Source organism: Iningainema tapete BLCC-T55 (genome assembly GCF_014698965.1).
Taxonomy (GTDB): Bacteria; Cyanobacteriota; Cyanobacteriia; order Cyanobacteriales; family Nostocaceae; genus Iningainema; species Iningainema tapete.
In genome coordinates this window covers 86,858-104,662 of sequence record NZ_JACXAE010000076.1, presented here as the reverse complement: position 1 = coordinate 104,662, position 17,805 = coordinate 86,858, and the positions used below count along the sequence as shown (strand labels likewise).

15 protein-coding genes are annotated in these 17,805 nt (G+C 41.5%); 11 read left to right on the top strand and 4 right to left on the bottom strand.

All coding sequences use genetic code 11. From position 1 onward, the window contains the following. Window positions 1-253 precede the first annotated feature (253 nt). Complete coding sequence (fusA, locus tag ICL16_RS25245; protein WP_190833444.1) at window positions 254-2,251, bottom strand: elongation factor G; 1,998 nt, start codon at window positions 2,249-2,251, stop codon at window positions 254-256. A gap of 305 nt (window positions 2,252-2,556) precedes the next feature. Between fusA and ICL16_RS25240 the strand changes: the two genes are divergently transcribed. Then, on the top strand, window positions 2,557-6,966 hold the full coding sequence (locus ICL16_RS25240) for an nSTAND1 domain-containing NTPase (protein ID WP_190833442.1): 4,410 nt from the start codon (window positions 2,557-2,559) through the stop codon (window positions 6,964-6,966). A gap of 120 nt (window positions 6,967-7,086) precedes the next feature. Here the strand turns inward: ICL16_RS25240 and ICL16_RS25235 are convergent, their stop codons facing one another. Further along, a complete protein-coding gene (locus ICL16_RS25235; protein WP_190833440.1) occupies window positions 7,087-7,335 on the bottom strand; it encodes a Ycf34 family protein in 249 nt (82 codons plus the stop codon). An 86-nt stretch (window positions 7,336-7,421) separates the two neighbouring features. On the opposite strand from ICL16_RS25235, the gene ICL16_RS25230 reads away from it, so the two are divergent. From ICL16_RS25230 to ICL16_RS25200, 7 genes are all read left to right on the top strand, one after another. Continuing rightward, the gene (locus ICL16_RS25230; RefSeq protein ID WP_190833439.1) at window positions 7,422-8,660 is read left to right on the top strand and encodes a tRNA nucleotidyltransferase/poly(A) polymerase-related protein; all 1,239 of its coding nucleotides are present in this window, start codon (window positions 7,422-7,424) and stop codon (window positions 8,658-8,660) included. Beyond that, complete coding sequence (locus ICL16_RS25225) at window positions 8,650-8,904, top strand: MerR family transcriptional regulator (protein ID WP_190833437.1); 255 nt, start codon at window positions 8,650-8,652, stop codon at window positions 8,902-8,904. The genes ICL16_RS25230 and ICL16_RS25225 overlap by 11 nt, the downstream gene beginning before the upstream one ends. A gap of 284 nt (window positions 8,905-9,188) precedes the next feature. Further along, the gene (locus ICL16_RS25220; protein WP_190833434.1) at window positions 9,189-9,803 is read left to right on the top strand and encodes a PEP-CTERM sorting domain-containing protein; all 615 of its coding nucleotides are present in this window, start codon (window positions 9,189-9,191) and stop codon (window positions 9,801-9,803) included. 236 nt (window positions 9,804-10,039) lie between these two features. After that, window positions 10,040-10,681: a type I restriction endonuclease subunit R gene (locus ICL16_RS25215; protein ID WP_190833426.1), complete on the top strand. Its 642-nt coding sequence runs from the start codon at window positions 10,040-10,042 to the stop codon at window positions 10,679-10,681. Between the two features lie 240 nt (window positions 10,682-10,921). Next, window positions 10,922-11,710 carry a hypothetical protein gene (locus ICL16_RS25210; protein WP_190833424.1) on the top strand — a complete coding sequence of 263 codons (789 nt, stop codon included), beginning with the start codon at window positions 10,922-10,924 and terminating at the stop codon, window positions 11,708-11,710. Between the two features lie 93 nt (window positions 11,711-11,803). Further along, complete coding sequence (locus ICL16_RS25205; protein WP_190833422.1) at window positions 11,804-14,101, top strand: polyprenyl synthetase family protein; 2,298 nt, start codon at window positions 11,804-11,806, stop codon at window positions 14,099-14,101. Window positions 14,102-14,242: 141 nt separating this feature from the next. Further along, window positions 14,243-15,394, top strand: coding sequence for a glycosyltransferase (locus tag ICL16_RS25200; RefSeq protein ID WP_190833420.1), 1,152 nt, complete (start codon window positions 14,243-14,245; stop codon window positions 15,392-15,394). On the opposite strand, the gene ICL16_RS25195 is transcribed toward ICL16_RS25200, so the two are convergent. Next, on the bottom strand, window positions 15,387-15,899 hold the full coding sequence (locus ICL16_RS25195; protein ID WP_190833417.1) for a hypothetical protein: 513 nt from the start codon (window positions 15,897-15,899) through the stop codon (window positions 15,387-15,389). The genes ICL16_RS25200 and ICL16_RS25195 overlap by 8 nt on opposite strands. 304 nt (window positions 15,900-16,203) lie before the next feature. On the opposite strand from ICL16_RS25195, the gene ICL16_RS25190 reads away from it, so the two are divergent. From ICL16_RS25190 to ICL16_RS25180, 3 genes are all read left to right on the top strand, one after another. Beyond that, window positions 16,204-16,419, top strand: a complete 216-nt coding sequence (locus ICL16_RS25190) for a hypothetical protein (protein WP_190833415.1) — start codon at window positions 16,204-16,206, stop codon at window positions 16,417-16,419. Beyond that, window positions 16,416-16,700: a type II toxin-antitoxin system RelE/ParE family toxin gene (locus tag ICL16_RS25185; protein ID WP_190833413.1), complete on the top strand. Its 285-nt coding sequence runs from the start codon at window positions 16,416-16,418 to the stop codon at window positions 16,698-16,700. Before ICL16_RS25190 ends, ICL16_RS25185 begins: the two co-directional genes overlap by 4 nt. Window positions 16,701-16,793: 93 nt before the next feature. Next, window positions 16,794-17,072: a toxin-antitoxin system HicB family antitoxin gene (locus ICL16_RS25180; RefSeq protein ID WP_190833411.1), complete on the top strand. Its 279-nt coding sequence runs from the start codon at window positions 16,794-16,796 to the stop codon at window positions 17,070-17,072. Window positions 17,073-17,355: 283 nt separating this feature from the next. Here the strand turns inward: ICL16_RS25180 and ICL16_RS25175 are convergent, their stop codons facing one another. Beyond that, the gene (locus tag ICL16_RS25175) at window positions 17,356-17,613 is read right to left on the bottom strand and encodes a hypothetical protein (RefSeq protein ID WP_190833409.1); all 258 of its coding nucleotides are present in this window, start codon (window positions 17,611-17,613) and stop codon (window positions 17,356-17,358) included. Between the last annotated feature and the right edge of the window lie 192 nt (window positions 17,614-17,805).

Below are 17,805 nucleotides of genomic sequence, written 5' to 3'. Positions count from 1 at the left end.
GTACTGACACGTAATTTCTGCCTTTACACTTTTGCTCCCTTTTATCTAACTCCTGAAAAAATGGGCGAACCGGGAGTTATTACTTGAAAAAGCAGCTGTGGCAGAAAATTTGTTACCACCCACGCCAACAGATGAACTTGTTCAGGTAATTCAAGCGATTGGACAACATACACTAGACATCAACCGAATTTAATTGTGCATTGTCTACAACCCTTGTAGAGACGTTCCGCCGGAACGTCTCTACATTGTTTGTCTATTTGACTGCTGTTCCTGGTTTGTAGCAACTAAACTCCATAGAAAATGTTGCCATACCAGAGGTGAGCGATCGCAAGTCTGTTGAATAACCAAACATTCGCTCTAGCGGTACTTCAGCTTGAATAACCGAGTAGCCTTGTAAAGTTTGAGAACCCAATAACAAACCCCGTCGGGAAGAAAGATCCCCCTGAACTCTTCCCACAAACTCATGGGGTGTTTCCACCTCTACAAGCATAATGGGTTCTAAAATTTGGGGTTTGGCTTGAGCAAACGCTTGGGCAAACGCTTGGTGCGCCGCTGCACGGAAGGCAAATTCCGACGAATCAATCGGGTGATAGGAACCTCCTGAAAGAACCACTTTCACTCCTGTCACAGGATAACCTTCTAGCAATCCCGATTGCATTGCTTCCAGGAAACCTTTCTCACAAGCAGGAATAAACTCTTTAAGAATTGTACCACCAACTACGCGATTCTCAAACACAAACTGTTCGTCGCAAGGTTCAATCCATCCAGTAATATGGGCGAACTGACCGGGACCTCCAGACTGTTTCTTGAGTCGGTAGTCAAAAGTAGCTTGTTTTGAGATAGTTTCTCGGTAAGCTACTGCTGGTTTACCAACATCAACAAGAGCGTTATACTCCCGCTTGATCCGCTCAATGTAGATTTCCAGATGGAGTTCTCCCATCCCAGAAATCAGGGTAGCATTTGATTCTGGATCTATACTAACCCGAAATGTGGGGTCTTCCCGTTGAAAGCGGTAAAGTGCTTTAGCAACACGGTCTGCATCCTCCTGTTTTTTCGGAGTAATTGCCAGTGTAATCACTGGTTCAGGTACAAACATTCCTTCTAATGATACTTGTGTTTCAGAGGAATGCAAAGTATCACCAGAGGCACAATCTATACCCACTAGAGCAACGATATCTCCCGCAACGGCGACAGTGACATCCTCTCGCTTATTAGCGTGTATTCTCAGTATGCGACCGATTTGTAACCGTTTTCCAGTCCGCGAGTTATATACAGTATCACCTGGCTTTAAAGTTCCAGAATAGATCCGGATATAAGTTAACTGCCCAAAAGACTCCACCATCAGCTTAAATGCTAAAGCCACTACAGGATCTTCTGGGTTCGCGACATATCGCGTCTCTACCCGATCTAGAGGAGAAGGTAAATATAGAGCGATCGCATCCAATAAATTCTGCACACCCTTGTTTTTGAACGCTGAACCCAGTAACACTGGTGTAAGTTCTAAACTCAAAGTGGCATTACGGATTGTTTCCCAAATCAGTTGTTTAGGAACTTCCTTACCCTCCAACAGCAATACCGTCATCGCATCCGAAAACAGCGACAAGGCATCCAGCATTTTAGAGCGTGCTTGTTGTGCCTCATTCTCCAACGCTTCAGGTATGGGCTTTTTCACCCATTGCTCTCCATTGTTGCCCTCAAAGTAATCAGCTGTCATCTCGACTAAATCGATCACCCCCTCAAACCGATCTTCGCTACCGATAGGATACTGGAGTAACACAGCATTCAGCCCTAATCTGTCGTGCATTGCTTGCACCACTGAAAAAGGGTTTGCTCCGGTTCTATCCATCTTGTTGATGAATGCCAAACGCGGCACACCGTAACGTTTCATCTGACGATCTACAGTAATTGATTGAGACTGCACACCAGCTACCGCACACAGCACCATCACTGCTCCATCCAATACCCGCAAGGCACGTTCTACCTCTATAGTGAAATCTACATGTCCTGGTGTATCAATCAGATTAATCTGCGTGTCTTTCCACTGGCAGGTAGTGGCTGCCGAGGTTATAGTAATACCATGTTCTTTTTCTAACTCCATGAAGTCCATAGTGGCACCCTTACCACCACCCCGTACTTCCTCAATAGCATGGATTCTGCCAGTGTAGAATAGCATCCGCTCCGATAGTGTAGTTTTACCAGAGTCAATGTGGGCAGAAATACCAATATTGCGGATTCGTCCTCGGGGAACCATAACAACTTCCTTCTGTTTAAGCAAACAACTGTCACCGCATATGCGGTAATAATATTTTATATTACAACTATAATACATAAAAGTCAAGTACACATTTCATTTAAGCTAAGTAACAAGGCGTAAATAGAAGTTTGTAGTAAGCGCTGAAGCGCTTAAAATCTTTCCCTTGAGCGCTGAAGCGCTCACTACAAACATTTCAAACATTTCTTGTGGGATGGGCATCTTGCCCGTCCTTCACAACAGCATCAGTTGATTTCACTTACATTTATATAGGAATATAGAAGCAATCAACCTGTACCGCATCTATGGCAGAGATTAAACGCAGTCTAGCAGTGGTTATTGGTATCAATCAATACGTTAATGGTATTCCGATGCTCAAAACCGCAGTTAAAGATGCCACTAAAATTGCTCACATCCTGGAGACTAAATACCAATACCAAGTTCTACTAATATTGGATTTTGCTGCAACTGGTGTTGAACTCAACAATTTATTTACTGCCTTGGACAAGCAAATATTCCCCTTACCAAATGGTAGTAACATCCAGGTTGATGAAAATGACCGTATTCTTTTTTACTTTGCTGGACATGGCATTGCTTTAGATGCTTTAGATAATAGTGATGGTCCTCATGGCTACTTAGTTCCTCAAGATGCGCACATGGATAATCATAGTAGCTTACTGCCAATGACGCGACTGCATAATGCTTTGCTCAAACTACCATGCCGTCATTTGTTAGTGATTCTGGACTGTTGCTTTGCTGGGGCATTTCGCTGGGCAGGAAATCGCGAAGCTGTGCGACGCTCAAACATGTATCGCGAACGTTATGAACGCTTCATCTCTGGTTATGCCCACCAAGTGATTACCTCAGCAGCAGATGACGAAAAATCAGCCGATTCGCTGTATCGATTCGGACAAAGGAGTGAGCATGAAGGACATTCACCTTTTGCTGAACTACTTTTGAAGGCGCTGGAGGGAGAAGCTGATTTAAGCAAAGACGGTGTAATGACAGCAACAGAGTTGTATGTATATTTACATAGTGAGTTAGGTAAAACAAACCTCAAACAAACTCCAGGATTTAGTCAACTTAAACGCCATGATAAAGGCGAGTATATCTTTGTGTTCGGTGATTTTGACCCCGATAATTTAAAACCAGCACCTCCACTAGATGAAAGTAATAATCCTTATCGCGGGTTGGAATCTTTTGAGTCCGAACATAGCAAACTTTTCTATGGTAGAACAAACTTAATCGCCAAGTTGCCTGAATTTGTGAGCAACCAGCCGTTGACGGTGGTGCTGGGGGCTTCCGGAACGGGAAAATCAAGCTTGGTAAAAGCAGGCTTGATTCCACAACTCAAGGATCAACAGTGGCGCATTCTTGCTCCCTTTCGTCCGGGTGAGTCTCCTTTCGCTGCTTTGAATAATACTCTAAATAAAGAAAATTTGCCCGTGTTTCAAATGCCAATCATAGCTTTTGAGCATGAGTTGCAAACATTAGCACAGTCAGTGAGAGCATGGAGTGATGAGCATCCTAATACTAAGCTGCTGCTAGTAATCGATCAATTTGAAGAATTAGTTACTATGAGCCGCGATGATTTGGAGCGGGAAAAGTTTTTGGGTGGATTAGCAAGAGCCATCGCCGCTTTTCCAAAACAGTTACGCATTGTGGTGACTTTACGTTCAGATTTTGAACCGCAATTTCAGGATACAGCTTTAGAACCTTACTGGCAACAAGCACGCTTTATTGTTCCCGCCATGACACGAGAGGAACTGCGCTCTGTGATTGTAGAACCAGCCACTACAAGAGTAATGTATTTTGAACCACCAATTTTAGTGGATCAATTAATTGATGAAGTGGTACAAATGCCTGGTGCAATGCCATTGCTATCTTTTACGCTCAGCGAACTTTACTTGAAGTACATTAGAAGTACATTCGATGGCACTCGGAATAATCGGGCAATTACCCAACAAGATTATGAGGAATTGGGAGGAGTGACGCGCAGTCTCACCCAAAGAGCAGATGATGAATATACACAGCTAGTCAAGCTCGATCCTGCCTATGCCCAAACTATCAAACATGTGATGTTGCGGATGGTAGCTGTGGGTGAGAGTGAATTAGCTCGCAGACAAGTGCTATGTACAGAATTGGAGTATCCAGAACCAGAAAATACACGGGTGAAGTTGGCGATCGAACACTTTGTTGCTGCTCGTTTATTAGTGAAAGGACGAAATACTGAGAATCAAGAGTATATTGAACCTGCTCACGATTTCTTAGTTCGAGGATGGCAAAGGCTACGAACTTGGAAAGATAAAGAGTTAGGCTCTTTGCTATTGCAACGTGAGTTAACATTAATCGCCCATAAATGGTGCATGGAGAAGCAAAATAAAAAGGCTACTGGTTTTTTGTGGGATCAAGATCCTCGCCTCCCGTTTGTGAGGCAAGTATTTGAGTCGAAAAATAATTGGCTCAACACTGTCGAGTCGGAGTTTGTGAACAGCAGCATTCAGCAGAAAGAAAAAAATCGTTTACGGACATTTACTTTAGTTGCTGGTACGTTTGCGCTTGTATTGGGATTTGCTTTTATTCAATGGACTCAAAACCAAGATGCCCAGCTGAGAACTTTAGCTGCATCAAGCGAAGCACTGTTTGCTTCAAACAAGCAGATTGACGCATTAATAGAAGGCTTGAAAGCTCTGAAAAAAATGAAATCTACAGTTGGTATACAAGCTGATACCAAAATTAAGGTCATGTCTACGCTACACCAAATAATTTACCAGATTAAAGAGCGCGATCGCTTGTTAGGACACGAGGCTTCTATACAGAAAGTCAGCTTTAGCCCAGATGGTAGCATATTGGCTTCGGCTAGCAGTGGTGATAGTAATATAAAGCTCTGGAGGGTGGTGGATGGTAAAGAAATCTCTGCATTAAAAGCGCATAAAGGTGGGGTAAAGAGCGTCAGCTTTAGCTCAGATGGCAAAATGTTCGCTTCAACAGGTTTCCGCGACCATACCATAAAAATTTGGAATTTGGAAGACAGCAAATTAATTATAACCTTAGAAGGGCATAAAGATCGTGTCTCTAGTGTCAGCTTTAGCCCCGATAACAAGACACTAGTAGCAAGTGATTTGAAAAAAAACAATAACATTAAACTTTGGCGAGTCGAGGATGGTAAAGAACTCCAAACCTTCAAAAGTCATGAAGCTGGGGTTTATGGAGTCACCTTTAGTCCCAACCCCCCAACCCCCCTTATTAAGGGGGGCGAAGGGGGGTTAATTGCTTCAGCAAGTAAGGATAGAACAGTACGGCTATGGAGTTTGAACGGTAAGCTACTAAAAACATTATTCGGACATAAGGACGAGGTGATGGGAGTCAGCTTTAGCCCAGACGGCAAAATGCTAGCTTCAGCGAGTTTTGACACGACGATTAAACTCTGGACTATACCTGATGGCAAACAAATCGCCACTCTCACCGGGCATCAAGAAAAAGTGTTTAGCGTTAATTTCAGCCCCAACCCCCCAACCCCCCTTGCAAAGGGGGGCGAAGGGGGGTTAATCGCTTCGGCTGGTGCTGACAACACCATCAAAATCTGGCGGATGGAAGACCGTAAACAAATTGCTACACTTGCAGGGCATACTGCTTCGGTCAATAGCACCAGCTTCAGCCCAGATGGCTTGACTTTAGCTTCCGGTAGCAATGATTCTAGCATCAAACTGTGGAGTTTAGAAAGTAAGGAAATGAAGACGCTTATAGGTCATACTGCTGCAGTATATGGTATCGGTTACAGCCCGGATGGCAAAACTTTAGCTTCTGGTAGTGGAGATAATACGATCAAAGTCTGGAATTTGGAAAAACGTCAGCAAATTAAGACACTCAAGGGGCATGAAAATACTATTAATTACGTCAGCTACAGCCCAGAGGGTAAAATGCTGGCTTCGGCAAGTCTCGATCAAACTATTAAAATTTGGAATGTAGCAAATGGCAAGGAAATAAAGACGCTTAGAGGGCATCAAGACAAAGTGTACGGCGTTACCTTTAGCCCTGATGGCAAGCAGATTGCTTCTGTTAGTTCAGATCATACCATCAGACTTTGGAGTGTAGCAGAAGGCAAGGAAATTAAAACGATTAAGAAAAAGGCTTCATTCAATAGTATTACTTTCAGCCCCAACGGCAAAAAATTGGTGGCGGCTAGTGATGACGATACTATCAAAGTTTTTAATCTAGAAAATGATCAAGAAATTATGACGCTCAAAGGACATCAAGATGCTGTACATAGCATCAGCATTACTCCAAACGGTAAGCAGGTTGTTTCTGGTAGTCGGGACAATACTATCAAACTTTGGAGTTTGGAGTCTGGCAAGGAAATCACTACATTTAATGGACATACAGATAGAGTTATTGATGTCAATATTAGCCCAAACGGTAAGATGTTAGCTTCAGCAAGTTCGGACAACTCTATCAAACTATGGACTATGGAAGGTAAGGAAATTACTACTTTTAAATGGCTGGGTGCTTCATCCTATAGCGTTAAATTCAGTCCCGATAACAAGACTTTGGCTTCAAGTAGTCAAGATCAAACTATACGTTTGTGGAACTTGGAGTTATTGGATTTAAATAATTTATTGAACAGTGGTTGTGCTTGGGTAAATAATTATTTGCACAACAACCCTAAACTCAACCAAGAAGAACGACGTCTCTGCGACGACATTCGGAAAAATTAGCGTCTAAGCTATGACGTATTGAAAATGTATATTGACTCCTGACGGGTTGTCCTTTGTCATTAGTCATTGGTCAAGAGTGTTGACAAAGGACTAATGACTAATGACAGTATTAATGAAAGATCAAGTTGGCACTAATTCACCTGGACGCAATTTAGACCATTTGCCCATCTCCCGCTTGAAGCTAAGACAACCAACTACATCCCATTCCATTTCAATTACATCTTCCCGTGGACGGATGTTAACGTTGATTGAGGGTTCATTTGGTTCAAAATTAGGTGTTTCAGTTAAGTGGGGTTGTTGGTGCTGCCCTTCTACCGCGTGGTAGGTTATACAGCTATCTACATAGTGGCAGTTCACACAAATACACATAATACAACCAACTCCAGGGAGCTTTATTGTTAATGTAGCTTAAGCTAAACCATTATTCACTAGCCGATGGGTTTATTTTTATTACAATGCACTTTTCAGCTTCTTCTATTCTCACGCCCGAAGCTTGGCCTTTTAGTCTAGAATTATTGCCACAACCAGCTTACATGGTAGGTGGTGCTGTGCGGGATGCCATTTTGGGAAGAACCCGCGAGTACCTGGATTTAGATTTTGTTCTCCCATCTGGGGCGGTAAAGGTAGCTAGGAAGATAGCGAAGCATTACAAAGCAGGTTTTGTTTTACTTGATGCGGAAAGACAAATTGCGCGTGTAGTGTTTCCCCACGCTACAGTTGACTTTGCCCAACAATCGGGGGATTTAGAAACTGATTTGCACAGAAGAGATTTTACTGTAAATGCGATCGCCTACAACCCCCACACGCAAGAAATCATCGATCCACTACAGGGATATGCTGATATACAACAGCGTTTAATGCGAATGGTATCACCACGCAACTTAGAAGACGACCCTTTGCGGTTACTGCGAGCATATCGCCAAGCTTCTCAACTTAATTTTACCATCGAACCAAATACTAGAGCAGCAATTTGCTCATTGGCAGAGCAGATCACTAAAGTTGCCGCCGAACGAGTGCGGGTAGAATTAAACTACATGCTATCTGCATCTAGTGGTACTCCCTGGCTAACGACTGCATGGGAAGATGGTTTACTAAATGCTTTCTTCAAGTACGCTACAGAAGAAAGTTTCATTCACATAGCAGCAGTTGACACAGCAACAGTTCAACTTGCACAATGGCAGCAACTAGCAGAGGAACTGCGTAACTACGTGCGCGACACCGTTAAAAGCACTTGGTTAGGTATCGCCAAACTTGCTTGTCTTGTAAACCCAGAACCAGAAATAGCGGAAATAGAGTTACAGCAACTTACCTACAGTCGTGCAGAAATTAAAGCTGTAACCACCGCTTTGAGACTGTTTACACGGCTAAAAGCACCCCATATGACACTAAGAGAACAGTATTTGCTGTTCCTGGAAGCGGGAATTGTATTTCCTGCTACTGTAGTTTTAGCCGCAGCACACTATAATCGGGTAGAGGGTCTTGCACCCTTAATCACCCGCTACCTTAACCCTGATGATCCGGTCGCGCATCCCAAGCTATTGATTAGTGGGAAAAACCTAATTATAGCACTAAATATTCCCGCGTCACCCCTCATTGGTAAAATGTTGACAGAAATTGCCGTAGCGCAGATAGAAGGCAAAATATCTACACCATCCGAGGCGATCGAGTTTGCACGTCAGCTAATTGATAGTTAGGGTAAAGGTAACTCCCATTCCCAGTGAATTAGATATATATCAAGCAGCAGATATTTTGGGTGTTTCTAAAGATTATATGTGGGATTTATTAGAAGCTGGAAAAATTACATATAAGATAGTAAAAGACATCCGGAAAATGCGATATGAAGATGTCATTAAATATAAAAATTTATCTTATTCAGAAAGCATGAAAGCCCTTAATGAGCTTGCAGCCCAAGCGCAAGAACTTAATATGGGTTACTAAAAAATGTCAAAATTGACGGTAGTTTATGATGCCTTGTTTTTGATGAAGATGATGACGAGATAGAAATCCCATTTTAAAAGAAACAAAAATATATCAAATTTAGCAAAAAATAATTTGTTTTTGATTTTACGTAAACGTATATTGTTAAATTAAACACTTAAGTTTATCAATATTGGTTTCTACTACCTAAGGAAACTAGTGGAATTGAAACAAGAACGGTAATTACAACGACAATTTGAAGTTTACTCATAGCCAACATTTACTTTTTTGGAGCAGCGATTCCGATGAAAGCTAAGCAAAGGTTATTCATGGCTGCTGTTGGAGCGATCGTGACATTACTGGGAACAGTAAGTAACGCTCCCGCGCAAGCCGCTCTTTTTGACTTTCAGTTTCAGTTCAACGCTCAAGAAACTGGTGAGCCAGTTAGCGGTAACTTTGTTATTGATGACTCAATCCCCGCAGGAAGAACACCCGATGGCGGTACTTTGTATGGAAACGCCAGCCCAAATTACAATATTAATGTGGGCAATAATGTTTTTCAAGGTTCTTCCAACTCAATTGTAGTAGCACGTAATTTTGCCAGACCTGATAATAGTAGCTTAAGTGCCGACGTAATCGGTTTTGATGATTTTAGAAATTTCAATCCTAGCAATCCTCAATTTTTGGCTACGTTCGCTTTCGCGCCAAATTCTCTGCGCTCTGATGCTTTATCTGATCTACAAACTGCTCCATCAACAGCATTGGCACTTATCAATACTCCTACAGGAGCAACCCTATCTTCCGTAAATGCCTTGACAAAGATTACGCCTGTTCCTGAACCTGCTTCTACTTTAGGTGTATTAACATTGTGTGTTGTAGGTATAGGTTCCATCCTTAAGCGTAAACAGCAATTTAATTAGAATTTGTCTATTTTTGATTAATTCTCCATAAAATTGCCTCCAACCCCGGTTTAAGCTCAAGCTGGGGTTGTGTATTTTCTGTAGCAGTAGGTTAGAGTATTTTGCGGCGAACGCCCTTGTAGAGACGTACAATGGCTGGTTCTGCGTGAGAATAGACTTGGTGGGGTCAAAAACTTCGCTAGTTAGTAAGTTATTGTTAGTATATATTATAACATTATATACAGTGTAATTAAGCAATGGTACAGAAAACAGCAATTACAGAAGTTATTAAAAGTTTAGCTGAGGTAGAATCTCGTTTCAACCTGAGAAGGACTGAGGATGAGCAATTTTTCACGGAATGGTATGAGAATTTACCGGAAATTACAGACGAGGAAAAAGCATCTTTAGATATCATCAGACGAAGATACCTTTATCATCTGGCTGATGGAAATCTTACTGAAGGAACAGTAACGCTACTCATCGGTTCGCCTTTATTAGAAAAAGCAGGTTTTTACGATTATCCCTTTAAGATTCGAGGTGAGGCTTCTGTTGAACTTGTTTTTGATGAAGATGATGACGAAGTAGAAACTCTACGAGGAAGGATTGATGCTTTAGTTTTACAAAATCAGTTTTGGGTGGCGCTACTAGAGTCGAAACGAACTACTATTTCTGTGATGTCGGCACTGCCACAAACCTTGGCGTACATGATGGCAAATCCACAACCAGATAAACCTGTTTTCGGCATGATCACAAATGGCGATGCAGTTGTTTTTGTCAAACTAAGTCCACAAGGCACGCCACAGTATGATGTATCGGGTACGTTTTCGCCTGCTCCCTTGCGTAATCAGTTGTACAACGTTTTGCAAATTCTCAAACGCATTGGTCAAATAATTACCTAATCTTAATCTATTACGTCTCCCTTTGCGACTACCTCGGCGGTGCAAGCTCAAGCCGGAGGTGGTGTATTTTCTGTAGCAGTAGGTTAGAGTATTTTGCGGCGATCGCCTTTGTAGAGACGTACCATGGTACGTCTCTACACGATTGTGATTTTTGCTTATTCATATCTTGATTCACAACGCTGTTAATTTTAGCAGGATTTTTGGGAAGTATAGATATAACCCTACATTGCTTTAACAAAAATGTTCTCTCTACCTCGTCAAGCTGTTGCTGCATCTTGCGTAATCTGTTTGTGCGTGTCGGGAATTGGCTTGCTACAATTTCCCCGGATGCGGAAATTACTGAATAGTAAAAATAATGCTTCTATAGAAGCTTTACAAAGAGAAATTCAAGCAGAAAAAACTAGTCTTAACTTACTTAAACAACTACCCAGCTTTGGTTATTCTAATATAATAGGAAATTGGGTATATCTAAGGTTTTTACAATATTTTGGTGATGATGAAGCTCGTGCTAAAACAGGTTACAGTCTTAGTCCAGAATATTTTGAAGTTATTTTACAACGAGATCCAAGATTTTTAAATGCCTATTTAGGTCTTTCTACGAGTACATCATTATATGCTGGGATGCCAGAACGTTCTGTAAAATTGACGGCAAAAGGTTTAAAATCCCTATCTCCTTCTGTTCCCGAAAGATCTTATTATGTCTGGCGTTATAAAGGAACTGATGAGTTATTATTTTTAGGAGATTCGCGTGCAGCCAAGGAATCATTTACAATGGCGGCAGACTGGGCAGATAAGCATTCTGACGCCGAAAGTAAGCAAATAGCTTCTATCTCCCAACAAACTGCTAATTTCCTGGCGCGTAATCCACAAAGTAGATTTGCTCAAATTGCTACTTGGACTATGGTATTAAATAATCAAGTAGATGAGAAGACTCGTAAGATAGCGCTGAGTAAGATAGAAGCTTTAGGTGCAAAAGTCGTTACCTTACCTGATGGTAGTACTAAGATTGAACTTCCTAAAAAAGATTGATTTGTGTTGTTAAAGACATTTGTAAGGTAGGTTGGATGCTAACATTTATTTCTTAAAGCGTAAATCACAATTACAGGAATCTTTGAGATTTTCATGGTGCAACAATTAAATCATCCAGCATCATTCCCAACATCTCCAAACTTACTAATTAATCCCTCTAGGCAATTCAATAAATTACAGGAAGACTGGCATAACAAAGGAGTAATCGATCTTTCTATTCAAGATTTACCCCACGATTCATCACATATAGAATGGTGGTACGTCAATAGTCATATCACAACGATTGATGGTAGAAAATTCTCGCTATTTGCATCCTTTTTCCGTATGGCACGCGCCCGTAACGAAGATAAAAAGTTAGTTTATGCCCATACGGTAACGTGGGGACTTAGTAATGTTGAGACGCAAAAATACTACACAGACTCTGTGGTAGATAGATGTGCGCCCCAGGTAGGACTAAAAATGCTGGATAACGGTGAAAGCAAGGCAGACCCGATGTTACAGAGTGCTTTACGTGAGGTGTTTGAAAAGGGTAATGTCCCACTTCCAGATCGTCTCATGACAACAGAAGCATTTGTCAACACCGATAAATTAGAGCTTGACTTCGATGGAAATCGTTTTGTCAAACTAGACAACGGTAGTTACAAACTAACTCTGATTCACCCACAAAATATAAGTTGTGAACTTGTCTTCCAACCCCAGAAGTCAGCGGTTTGTCATGGCGACAACGGTGTAGTTAATAGTACTGGGGGCGAAGATATGTTTTACTACTTCATCCCCCGATGTCGTGTTGAAGGAACACTAACTCTTGATAATCAATCTGTACAAGTCCAATCAGCTACAGGGTGGTATGATCACGAGTTCAGCAAACCGATACTAGACGAGCCAGAAGGTAGTATAAAGCAAGATATTGCCTGGAACTGGATTTCGGCTCAACTCAGCAATGGTTATGAAGTAACAGCATACGACTTATTCGATAATAATGATGGCACTAACTGTGGACGTTGGGTAATTATCATCGATCCAGAAGGTAACAGCAAAAACTATTCAGAGTTTACATTCCAGCCTCTAGACAGTTGGACAAGCTCTCGTACATTTAACACTTATCCGATCGCATGGCAACTTGAGGTTCCAGAAGCTAATCTTTACCTCTGTGTTGAAGCTGCATTTCCAACCCAAGAATTCATCACCATCATCTCCAAGCCAGCATTTTGGGAAGGTCGCGTCAATGTTTCAGGTATCATTAATAGTGAACAGATTACTGGGCTTGGATTCGTAGAGCGTAGCGGTTTTGACTCAATAGAGAATCTTAATGACTTTTTAAGTGCGGTTGGTAGTGAAACGAGAAAATCAATTCATACTCTCTTACCTTTGTTTCCCACTCACGCACAAATTTGCCAACTCGTTGCTAGCGATGCGCACGAACACTATCTTGATGGGCTTGACTACGAACAATATTCGCGATCGCTAATTCAACCAATTCGAGAAATAGTTGATCGCGGTGGCAAATCTTGGCGTTCATATGCGTTGATTGCTTGCCTGGATATTGTTGGTGGTGATTCACAAGTATTCGCTAACTGGTTAGCTGTACCTGAACTGCTACATGTTGGTTCCCTAATTGTAGATGATGTTCAAGACCAATCAAGTGTTCGCCGGGGTGATTTATCTTGCCACCAACTCTATGGTGAAGCGCTAGCGATTAACGCTGGTACTACTAGTTACTTCTTAGGACAAGTCCTTTTACTTAACTCTCAGTTATCTGATGCTGACAAACTCAAAGTTTACGAGCTTTATTTTGAAACTTTGCGTGCAGCACATGCCGGTCAAGCAATTGATATTGATGGATTCCATCCGTTAATGAAAGAAGTTGTTAAGCAAGGTAAAAGTGAACTTTTAGAAAAACGGATTTTGGCAATGTATCGGCTTAAGTCTGGTGTTCCCGCAAGTTCTCTGGCTCAGATTGGCGCTATCTTGGGTAAAGGCACACCCTTACAAATCGAGGCTTTGGGAAATTTCTTTGAATCCCTGGGTTTGGCTTTCCAAATTATTGACGATGTTCTTAACCTACGGGGTTTTCAGAATAATTTAAAATCTCAAGGTGAAGATATTTCCTGTGGCAAAATTACCCTTCCTGTTGCCAAAGCAATGGCGAAGTTACCGCAATTAGATAGACAAATACTGTGGCAAACAATAGCATCAAAACCAACAAACGCAGATATCATCTCTGCGGTAATTGAAAAACTGGAAAGTTGTGGTGCGATCAATGCAAGCGTTCAACAGGCAAACGACTTAGTTGAATCTGCCTGGAAACGACTTGACTCCCTGTTCCCCGACTCAGATATCAAAATCAAGCTGCGTGCTTTTAGTTGGTATGTTTTAGCAAGACATTATTGACTACTGAGTGTGGGGTGTAGTGAGAATTAACCACAGATTAACACCAATGCACACAGATAATTTATCGGTGTTCATCTGTGTGCATCTGTGGTTATAAATATCCATTAATCGCTTGGGAATGCAAGACATTTAATATCTGATATGAGTCATCAAAAGAAAATAGACATTATCTATTTCGATGCAGGTTCGGGACATCGCTCAGCAGCTATGGGACTGCAATCTGCGCTTTCCAATTTGCGATCAAACTGGCAAATCCGCACAGTCAATGTTGTCGATGTGTTTGACTATCACAAAAGATTTGGTCGAATTGTTCGGGCTGGTATTAACTATTTTAATTGGCAGCTTCAGCGAGATCGGGTGTTCGATCTCAAGGGGTTAATTAATCTTTCTCTACTGTTTCACGATTTGCTATCTCCACGAGATATTGAACAGATTGCAAGGTTTTGGTCTGATTCTCCTCCTGATGTGATCGCCTCAGTGACTCCCATGTACAATCCAGCGTTGTATCGTAGTGTCCTTCTGGCTAACCCCAACACTGTTTACGTTACCATTCCGGTTGATTTTGAACAAGTCAAACCTCGTTACTGGTTTACACCGAAGATTCAACAGCACTATCTTAACGGTAGCGATCGCTTAGTTGAACAAGCCAAAGCCGCTGGAGTCATTGATGCATTTAATCATCGCATTTCTGGAATGATTATTGATCCCAAGTGCTATGAAACCTCTACTATAGAGAAGGAACTAGGGCTTGATCCCACATTACCGACTGGGTTAGTCTCCTTCGGGGGACAGGGATGTGTACTGATGACTGATATTGCCAAGAAAATATCACAATCCCATCTCCAATTCAACATGATTTTCTTGTGCGGACGTAATTCACAGGTTTTTCAAGAGTTAAGTCACTTGAATACACCCTATCGAAAAGTTGTACTTAGTTATACTCAGGAAACGCCAATTCATTATCTGCAACTAGCAGATTTTGTGATTGGCAAACCTGGAGCCATGACTATTACTGAATCGCTAATTACCGGAACCCCCTTAATTATAATTAAGAGTCGCGGGATGAAACCTGTACAACGCGGTAACGAAGAATGGGTGGTAGAGCATGGCGTAGGCAAGATATGCGATCGCCTGGATAATTTAGTACCAGCAATTAATGAGGTTTTAACTTCTCCCTCCTATCACCAGAATGCAAAAAAAGAATATCATCAGGCTGTATTTGAAGCAGCCGAGTTAATTTGTTCACTATTAGAAAATAATTTATCTCCCACCCTTACAGCATCAGTTATCTAATTGTTTCTACATCTACAGCCGAACACCGTCGTGCATAATCGCAAACAAATACTGCGGGACTACCATCAGGTCGAATAGAAAACAAAAAGTTGTCAGCAGAATAAGTAGGATGCCTTCTGGAAGTGCCAGCATAGACAGGGTTATATCCTAATAAAACTAATCCTTGTGGTGAAGATTTGAGTCGTAGTGATTGATCTACAGCTTGCGTCTTTCTTAGATTAGGGTCAAAATATCTAATCCTCATCGCTCCGGTATACCCGTTCATTAAGAGAACACTTTGATAAACAATTCCATCAACGCTATATGTTAGTTTCCAACTTCCATTAACTGGAGAATTTGCTTCTACCAGTTGAGCAATGGTGTATGATGAGGATTGAGTAACATCCACAGAAGGTGTGGGTACAGGTGACTGTACTAAAGGATTTTTAGCATCTGCTGACTTCATGCCAAACAATCCAATTCCCAACAATAAAATTCCCATTGAAGCAGTTTGTTTGAAATTCATATTTTTTCTCCTCCGCAGTGCAAGATTTGTACTTATATATATCTATCTCTGAGCTTTGGGAACTTATGCAAAAATTAGTCAAATTCTTGCCATATAAATATTTGAACTGTCAAATGCTTTTGCTCGCACTGTAGAAAAAAAATACATAACCTCAGCCTTGCAAAGACATATGGAAGTGAGACGGTTAACAGGACTAACCGTTTTTTGCCTCAGAATGCTTACTCAATTTCAAGGCTTATTGAGATAATTTTCATTCATTGCTTTATAATAAGACATAAAGAATTCTCTACATTAGCCAATCAACATGGTTACACTTGACCAAGCTCTTGAAACCGTCATGCAACTTCCCCTCGAACAACAACAGATACTAGTTGATATCATCCACAAGCGTCATATTGAAAGTCGTCGTGAGGAAATTGCTCTTGATGCTCGTGAGGCAATTGCGGCGTTTCACGCAGGTAAACTGAAACCGCAACCTGTAGAGGAAATCATTTCAGAACTGCGTCGATCCCAAGAATGAGACAACTGGTTTTAACTCCCAAGTTTAAAAGATCGTTTCGGAAGTTCGTTAAACGAAATACCAATTTACAAAAGCAGATTGAGGAAACCCTAGTAAAAATGCAATCGGATGTTTTTGCTACTGAGTTGAGTACACATAAACTTGAAGGAAAGCTAGCTGGCTTAAGAGCTTGCTCTTGTGGTTACGATTGTAGAGTTGTATTTTCAATTGAGAAAGACGAAGAAAGCGAAAGCGAGGTAATTGTGCTGCTTGATATCGGCACGCATGATGAAGTGTACTGACGACAACGAGATGATTATCGAAACCCAATAGACATCTCCAAAAATAATGTATGAACGATAATGCAACGTCTCTACAAAATCAGGAATTGAAATATGAAAGAAATAAAAAATACTACAGCAAATTATACTTTAAGATTACCATGTTCTTTGAAGACAGAGGTCGAACGTTTAGCAGCGCAAGATGGTATCAGTGTCAATCAATTCATCACAACTGCGGTAGCAGAAAAAATTTCAGCTATAAAAACATCTGATTTTTTCCTTGAACGGAAGAAAAAAGCTGACTTTACTGTTTTCCATCGAATTTTAAATCGTTCTGGTGGTGAACCGCCCCAACCAGGAGATGAATATAATTCATGTGATGTAGAAACTTAAATCGACAAACCCCACAGCGCACCTGAGCAACCCCGGCACGCAAGCATTGGTGGATGTGGGGCAGTTATTCGGCGATCGCTCTTGCTTGCTCAGCGCAAAACCTCCAATTCATTGGGATGATTTACCACTTTACGTAGGCGATTGCCTTTGACTAACACGCTTAAATTGAAGACTTTTATGGTAGGTTCTGTTCGCCAGAGCGCATATGCTTGAGATGCCTGTTCCTGAACTGACTCAGGAAGCTGATTCAGTTGCTTGCGAAATGTTTTCGTAACACTTGATTTTATAAGTGAGGTGGGAATACGTCATCTAGTGAAGCTGTTTCACCATTTGTGATTTGTTGGCGCACCATTTCGGCAAGATGATCCCATTGTTCTTCAGTAGTCGCTTCAAAACGAAGCTTCCACATCCGCTCATCCTCTATCTCTGCTAATATGCGAGTTGCGTAGACGCGGAGCGGCTTGTCGTAAGACATCGCTTCAAGCTCATCCTCTGGTAATTTCTCAAGTTCTGCAATCACATGTCGAAGTAACTCAGTCATATTTTCACAAAGCACAGAGCTGTTTACGATTATATCATAGCTTGTACAATGAGCCGCGTTTACCCTCATTAGTGAAGCGGAGTAATCTGTTCCAGGTTGCGCCCACCACTGACTCTTTTTTTGTGTGCTCAACCTAAAAGCCTTATTTGCAGATGGAATTTTTGCATAAGCCCCCGGATGTGAGAAATATAT

Coding starts and splice junctions, on each gene's coding strand:
- fusA (WP_190833444.1), bottom strand. CDS start 2,251: ATGGTTCCCCGAGGACGAATCCGCAATATTGGTATTTCTGCCCACATT.
- ICL16_RS25240 (WP_190833442.1), top strand. CDS start 2,557: ATGGCAGAGATTAAACGCAGTCTAGCAGTGGTTATTGGTATCAATCAA.
- ICL16_RS25235 (WP_190833440.1), bottom strand. CDS start 7,335: ATGTGTATTTGTGTGAACTGCCACTATGTAGATAGCTGTATAACCTAC.
- ICL16_RS25230 (WP_190833439.1), top strand. CDS start 7,422: ATGCACTTTTCAGCTTCTTCTATTCTCACGCCCGAAGCTTGGCCTTTT.
- ICL16_RS25220 (WP_190833434.1), top strand. CDS start 9,189: ATGAAAGCTAAGCAAAGGTTATTCATGGCTGCTGTTGGAGCGATCGTG.
- ICL16_RS25215 (WP_190833426.1), top strand. CDS start 10,040: ATGGTACAGAAAACAGCAATTACAGAAGTTATTAAAAGTTTAGCTGAG.
- ICL16_RS25210 (WP_190833424.1), top strand. CDS start 10,922: ATGTTCTCTCTACCTCGTCAAGCTGTTGCTGCATCTTGCGTAATCTGT.
- ICL16_RS25205 (WP_190833422.1), top strand. CDS start 11,804: ATGGTGCAACAATTAAATCATCCAGCATCATTCCCAACATCTCCAAAC.
- ICL16_RS25200 (WP_190833420.1), top strand. CDS start 14,243: ATGAGTCATCAAAAGAAAATAGACATTATCTATTTCGATGCAGGTTCG.
- ICL16_RS25195 (WP_190833417.1), bottom strand. CDS start 15,899: ATGAATTTCAAACAAACTGCTTCAATGGGAATTTTATTGTTGGGAATT.
- ICL16_RS25190 (WP_190833415.1), top strand. CDS start 16,204: ATGGTTACACTTGACCAAGCTCTTGAAACCGTCATGCAACTTCCCCTC.
- ICL16_RS25185 (WP_190833413.1), top strand. CDS start 16,416: ATGAGACAACTGGTTTTAACTCCCAAGTTTAAAAGATCGTTTCGGAAG.
- ICL16_RS25180 (WP_190833411.1), top strand. CDS start 16,794: ATGAAAGAAATAAAAAATACTACAGCAAATTATACTTTAAGATTACCA.
- ICL16_RS25175 (WP_190833409.1), bottom strand. CDS start 17,613: ATGACTGAGTTACTTCGACATGTGATTGCAGAACTTGAGAAATTACCA.